The sequence below is a fragment of the Cupriavidus sp. WS genome (assembly GCF_000395345.1).
In the GTDB taxonomy this organism is placed as follows: Bacteria; Pseudomonadota; Gammaproteobacteria; order Burkholderiales; family Burkholderiaceae; genus Cupriavidus; species Cupriavidus basilensis_B.
The window spans coordinates 1-4,940 of sequence record NZ_AQPL01000177.1; the positions used below are offsets into that span (position 1 = coordinate 1).

Sequence of the window (4,940 nt, forward strand, 5' to 3'; positions counted from 1 at the left end):
CGGGCGCGGGCCGGTCTCGAAGCCCAGCACCTCGCGATAGAAAGCGACGCTGTCTTCGAGGGCGTCGGTCAGGACGGTGAAGTGGTTCATCCCGGCGATCGGCATGTCTTGCTCCTGTTCTGCTTCTTGTGCTGCCTGGCTGACGCGGCGCGATGCCGCCGCGCATGGCCGGCCCGGCCGTGTCAGACCGATTCTTCTTCCCGCGACGCCATCCAGTCGAGCAGTACCGTCTTGCCCCACTGGATGTCGTCGCCGATCGCCGCCGATACCGTCTTCGGGTCCTTGCGGGCAAGGCCGTCGAGCACGCGGTAGTGCGGGTGCTCTTCCAGGCTTTCGCGGCTGGCCTGCAGCTCCGTGTGGAAGATATGCAGCAGCGGCCCCATGCGCACCCACATGCTTTCCACCACCGCGAACAGGTTGGGCAGGTGGGACGCGGCGAGCAGTTCGAAATGGAACTTGCGGTTCAGCCCCGCCGCCTCGCGCGGGCTGGCCGACACCGCCTTGATGAAGGCCTCGTGCGTCCTGCGCAGCCGCGCGATCTCCTGCGGCGTGATGCGCAGCGCGGCGGCCTCGGCGGCGGCGCCTTCGAGCAGCGTGCGCATCAGCTGGATCTCGGAGACCGTGCCGGGGTCGAGCTCGGGCACGGTGATGGAGGTCGCCGCGGTCATTTCCAGCGCCTGCTCGCTCACCAGCCGGAAGATCGCCTCGCGCACGGGGGTGGTGCTGGTCCCCATCGACTGGGCCAGTTCCGCCACGCGCAAGCGCTCGCCCGGCACGTACTTGCCGCTCATCAATGCGGAGCGGATCTGGTCGTAGACGCGTGACGACAGATTGCTCTTCTCCACGCGCACGAGTTCTTTCATGACAGCCTGCCTCGGTAAGGAATGTTCAAGGACACATCATATATGATATGCGGCGCTATTTTTCCGCTCAGGCGGGGCTGCCGGCGCCGGCGGGCGGCGTGCCCAGCAGGTAGTCCGCCAGCAGGTCGATCTGCGCCGTCACCATGTGCTCGCCGAGATGGATGCGGCAGCCGCGCGCCCTGGCCGCGAGCAGCAGCGGGGTCTGCGCCGGCTGCATGATGACTTCCGCGACGATGGTCTCGGGCCGCAGCAGGGCGGGGTCGAGCGGCAGCGGGTCGTCGGGCTTGAGGCCGAGCGAGGTGCCGTTGACGATCAGGTCCCAGTCGCCGGCCGGACCCGCGGCGGAGGCCACGGCGGCGGCGGGCCGCTTCGCCTTCAACTGCGCGGCGAGCGCGTCGGCCTTGCCGCGCGAGCGGTTGACGATGGCCAGCTGCGCCACGCCGGCATCGAGCAGCGCCGCCGCCACCGCGGTGGCCGCGCCGCCCGCGCCCAGCAGCAGGGTCCGCTTGCCGGCCGGGTCGATGCCCTGCGCGCGCAGGCCCGCCACGAAACCCACGCCGTCGAACACCCTGCCGACGAAGCGCCCGTCGGGCGTGCGGCGCGCCACGTTGCACACGCCGAGGTCGGCCGCCACGCCTTCGAGTTCGTCGCACAGCCGCGCCACTTCCTGCTTGTGCGGCACGGTGACGATCACGCCGGCGAGGTTCTCCACCGCGCGCAGGCCCGCCAGCGCGCCGGGCAGCTGCGCCGGCGAGACCTGCCACGGCACCAGCACCGCGTTGCGCCCCAGCGCCGCGGCGCGCGCGTTGAAGAAGGCCGGCGTGCGCACGTGATGCGCGGGGTAGGCGAGGATGACGACGACCCGCGTGCGGCCGTCGATGGGGCTGACCGCGGGGCTCGCGGCGGGGGGATTGGTTTCCGGCATCGGGCAGGGCTCCAGGAAGAATCGGAAGAACAAGCGAAGGGTTGCGGGGCGGGCCGCGGCGAAAAAAGCTTCTTGCCAGCCACCGATAATGATGTAGCATATATCCTATATCATGTATTGGGAAGGGCGGCAGGCCACCGGAACGGCGGCCCGCGCGCCCCGAAACCCGCAGCGGGCCGGCATCCGCCAGGCCGGCGCAATCCAAGGAGGAGACAACGTGCAAGCGGTATTTGGCTCGCCCGGACGCTATGTCCAGGGCGCGGGGGCGCTGGACGCGCTGGGCGGGCATGTGGCCCGGCTCGGCCGCGACGCGGTGCTGGTCGCGGACCGGATGGTGATGGAAATGATCGGCGCGCGCGTCGGGCAGTTGTGCGCGGACGCCGGGGTGGCGCTGCGCCGGCTGAGCTTCGACGAGGGCCTGACGCCGGAGCTGGTGGCGCGCCTCGTCGGCGAGCTGGGCGCCGGCGCGCCGGCGGTGATCGTCGCCGCCGGCGGCGGGCGCAGCATCGACGCCGGCAAGGCGCTGGCGGACCATTACCAGGCGCCGGTCATCACGGTGCCGACGGTGGCCTCCAACGATGCGCCGACCAGCAAGAACTACGTGCTCTACGACGCCCATCACCGGCTGCTCGCGGTCCGGCACCTGCCCTACAGTCCGGCCTGCGTCGTCGCCGACACCGCGCTGATCGCGCAGGCGCCCGCGGCCATGCTGCTGGCGGGCATCGGCGACGCCATCTCCAAGTCCTTCGAAGCGGCGCAATGCGCGGCCGCGCCCGACGGCGCCAACATGTTCGGCACCCGGCCGCTGCTGTCGGCGGGGGCGCTGGCGCGCGAGTGCCACCGCGTGCTGATGGCCGATGCGCAGGCCGCGCTGGCGGTGGCCGGCTCGGGCGTGCCGGATGCCGCCTTCGAGCGGGTGGTGGAGGCCACCATCCTGATGTCCGGCCTGGGCTTCGAAAGCGGCGGCCTGTCGATCGCGCACGCGCTCACGCGCGGGCTGTCCGCGCTGCGCCACGCGCAGCGCGCGCCCCACGGCCTGCAGGTGGCCTATGGCCTGCTGGTCCAGCTGGAGCTGGAGCGGCGCCAGGACGGCGCGCGCGCCGAGATCGAGGCGCTGTACCGCCGCATCGGCCTGCCGCTGCGGCTGGCGGACCTGGGCCTCACCGATGCCTCGCGCGAGGAACTGGAGGCGGCCGCCACGCTGTCGCTGGCGGCCCCGCACATGAAGAACTTCCCGCGCGCGCTGGACGCCGCCGCGATCGCCGATGCGATGCGGCAGGTGGATGCGCGCGCGGTGCGGGCCCCACATTAAGCAGCCAGGCGGATCACACGTCAGGCCGGCCGGGCGCGATGGCGCCGCCGGCGGCGCAGCAGACTATCCGGAGCCCGGCGCCAGCGTGTCCGGGCGGTAACTGAGAGGAGCGTAAGCAATGCATTTCCCATGTCCCCTGAAAAAATGCATGATATATCGTGCATCAATCGAAAATGGAGGCGCCCGATGAGCCAAGCCATCGTGTCGGCGCCGCCCGTGGCCGCCGACGGCGCGTTCGCGCCGAGCGCGGAGCAGGTCGCGCGGCTCAAGGAGCGCGCCACCTTCGTGCGCCTGGAGACCATCCGGCTGATCGAGATCGCCAAGACCGGGCACTACACCTCGGTGTTCTCGGCGGCCGAGACCTTCGCCGCGCTGTACTACGACGTGATGAAGCTGCGCCGCGGCGAGCCCGCCTGGCCGCAGCGCGACCGCTTCCTGATGGGCAAGGGCCACGCCGCGGTGGGCCTGTTCCCGATCCTCGCCGATCTCGACTTCTTCCCCAGGTCCTGGCTCGACGACTACACCCGCCTGGGCAGCCCGCTCGGCGACCACCCCGACATGCGCAAGGTGCCGGGCATCGACTTCAGTTCCGGCTCGATCGGGCACGCGCTCTCGGCCGGGCTGGGCATGACGCTGGCCGGCCGGCACGCGGGGCTGGACTTCACCACCTTCGTGATGCTCGGCGACGGCGAGATGCAGGAAGGGCAGGTGTGGGAGGCGGCGATGTCCGCCGCGCACCATCGCGCCAACCGCCTCGTCGCCATCGTCGACCGCAATGGCTTCCAGCTCGACGGCGCGGTGGACGAAGTGATGGGCATCGAGCCGCTCGACGCCAAGTGGCGCGCGTTCGGCTGGGAAGTCCACGTGGTGGACGGCCACGACGTGGCCGCGCTGACCGCCTTGCTGCGCCGGCTGCGCGCCGACGACGCGCGCGCCACGCCGGCCTGCGTGATCGCGAAGACGGTCAAGGGCAAGGGCGTGTCCTACATGGAGACCGAGCCCGGCTGGCACCTGGGCTACCTCGCGCCCGAAGACGCGCGGCGCGCGGCCGAGGAAATCCTCGCCAGGGACGCACGGCAGGACCAGCAGGACCAGCAGGACCAACAGGACAAACGGGACCGATAGCATGAACCAGCCACTTTCCAAGGACTCCTGGCAATACCGGGGCCTGAACGCCATCACGCCGGGCCTGAGCTACCTGTCCAACGGTCTGATCGACCTGGTCGAGGCCGGCGCGCCGGTGCTCGCCGGCTCGGCCGACCTGCAGTATTCCAACGGCCTGGCGCGCTTCGCCCAGCGCTTTCCCGAGCGCTACATCCAGTTCGGCATCTCCGAGCAGAACATGGTGACGGCGGCGGCCGGCATGGCCACCGTGGGCTACACGCCGTTCGTCGCCACCTTCGCCTCGTTCCTGGCGCTGCTGTGCTGCGAGCAGATCCGCATGGACGTGGCCTATTGCGGCCTGCCGGTGCGGCTGGTGGGCCACCACGCGGGCATTTCGCTGGGTTTCTACGGCACCTCGCACCATGCCACCGAGGACCTCGCCATCATGCGCTCGATCGCCGACCTCACCGTGGTGGCGCCGGCCGACGGCCCGCAGCTGCGCGCCGCGGTCAAGGCCTCGGCCGGCCACGCGCAGCCGATCTATTTCCGCATCGGCCGCGGGCGCGAGCCGGACGTCTACGAAGAGGGCGTGCCGTTCGAGTTCGGCAAGGCCATCGAGCACCAGCAGGGCGAGGAGCTGACGCTGATCGCCACCGGCTCGTGCGTGCATCCCGCGCGCGAGGCGGCGAAGCGGCTCGCCGCCGCCGGCCATTCGGTGGGGATGATCGACATGGCC

Annotated in this window: 5 protein-coding genes; 3 read left to right on the forward strand and 2 right to left on the reverse strand. The window is 71.1% G+C overall.

Translation table 11 applies throughout. From position 1 onward, the window contains the following. Positions 1 to 182: 182 nt before the first annotated feature. Complete coding sequence (locus K206_RS0115265) at positions 183 to 863, reverse strand: GntR family transcriptional regulator (protein WP_020203269.1); 681 nt, start codon at positions 861 to 863, stop codon at positions 183 to 185. Between the two features lie 67 nt (positions 864 to 930). Then, entirely contained in the window at positions 931 to 1,788 is an 858-nt protein-coding gene (locus K206_RS0115270; protein WP_020203270.1) for a shikimate dehydrogenase, read from the reverse strand. Positions 1,789 to 2,005: 217 nt separating this feature from the next. On the opposite strand from K206_RS0115270, the gene K206_RS0115275 reads away from it, so the two are divergent. From K206_RS0115275 to K206_RS0115285, 3 genes are all read left to right on the forward strand, one after another. Next, on the forward strand, positions 2,006 to 3,100 hold the full coding sequence (locus K206_RS0115275) for a glycerol dehydrogenase (RefSeq protein WP_020203271.1): 1,095 nt from the start codon (positions 2,006 to 2,008) through the stop codon (positions 3,098 to 3,100). Positions 3,101 to 3,286: 186 nt separating this feature from the next. After that, positions 3,287 to 4,225: a transketolase gene (locus tag K206_RS38325; RefSeq protein ID WP_020203272.1), complete on the forward strand. Its 939-nt coding sequence runs from the start codon at positions 3,287 to 3,289 to the stop codon at positions 4,223 to 4,225. A gap of 1 nt (position 4,226) precedes the next feature. Next, positions 4,227 to 4,940: transketolase family protein (locus K206_RS0115285; protein WP_020203273.1), on the forward strand; the 714-nt coding region annotated here is incomplete at its 3' end.

What these genes read in the sequence shown, in the direction of transcription:
- K206_RS0115265 (WP_020203269.1), bottom strand. Translation starts at nt 863, where the DNA reads ATGAAAGAACTCGTGCGCGTGGAGAAGAGCAATCTGTCGTCACGCGTC.
- K206_RS0115270 (WP_020203270.1), bottom strand. Translation starts at nt 1,788, where the DNA reads ATGCCGGAAACCAATCCCCCCGCCGCGAGCCCCGCGGTCAGCCCCATC.
- K206_RS38325 (WP_020203272.1), top strand. Translation starts at nt 3,287, where the DNA reads ATGAGCCAAGCCATCGTGTCGGCGCCGCCCGTGGCCGCCGACGGCGCG.